Here is a 754-nt window from a genome sequence, read left to right on the forward strand (position 1 = left end):
AATCCGACTCATACAGGAAGCCGGTGGTTTAAAGAAACCTGAAGAAAAGAACAGACTCTATAAAGACCACCCAAAAGGTTTCTATGTCTATGCCAAATTCAAATCCCCTGACAACGCTTCTAACGATGCTTCATCTAATAAAAATAGTAAAGATATTCAAGGCTGCGTAAACTATTTCATCCGTTATGCCGGTAGACCTGCCATGGCTGAAAATAGAATCACAGAATACAATAAAGAATCAAAGACTGTCAGCTGGTTCTACAATGATCATAAGGATGAAAAACGTCATGATGTCACAGATAATGTGATCGACTTTATAAATCGTCTCATCATACATATACCAGACTACCATTTCTTAACCACTCAATATTATGGATTCTATGCCAATGCTTCTAAGAAAACTCTAGATAAAGTACATGCACTTCTTGGAATCAAAAAGAACAAGGATTATTCTCGTGAAACAAGAACTAAAGCTCTTAAAAACAAACTCAATAAATTGAAGTACCGCACTCATTTGATTGATTCTTTTAATAGAGACCCAATTCAATGTAAATGTGGAGCCATTATGCAGTATACTTATACATATAATCCATTGGAGGACAAGAGAAATGACAGAACATACAGAAAAAGATGTATTGATGAAATGTACAAAATGCGGTTACGAAGAAGAAGTACCTAGATGGTTAATCGATGAATTATTTCCAAATGAACCTGAAGAAAACTATATGATGCACTGCCCTGAATGTGATCATAA

The 754-nt window shown here is 34.9% G+C and carries 1 protein-coding gene; it reads left to right on the forward strand.

Annotated features, from left to right (window positions below; all coding sequences use genetic code 11):
* Positions 1 to 679: transposase (locus tag LJE08_RS13685; protein WP_227403542.1), on the forward strand; the 679-nt coding region annotated here is incomplete at its 5' end.
* Between the last annotated feature and the right edge of the window lie 75 nt (positions 680 to 754).

The organism is Holdemanella sp. DFI.5.55, assembly GCF_020593575.1.
Lineage (GTDB): Bacteria > Bacillota_I > Bacilli_A > Erysipelotrichales > Erysipelotrichaceae > Holdemanella > Holdemanella hominis.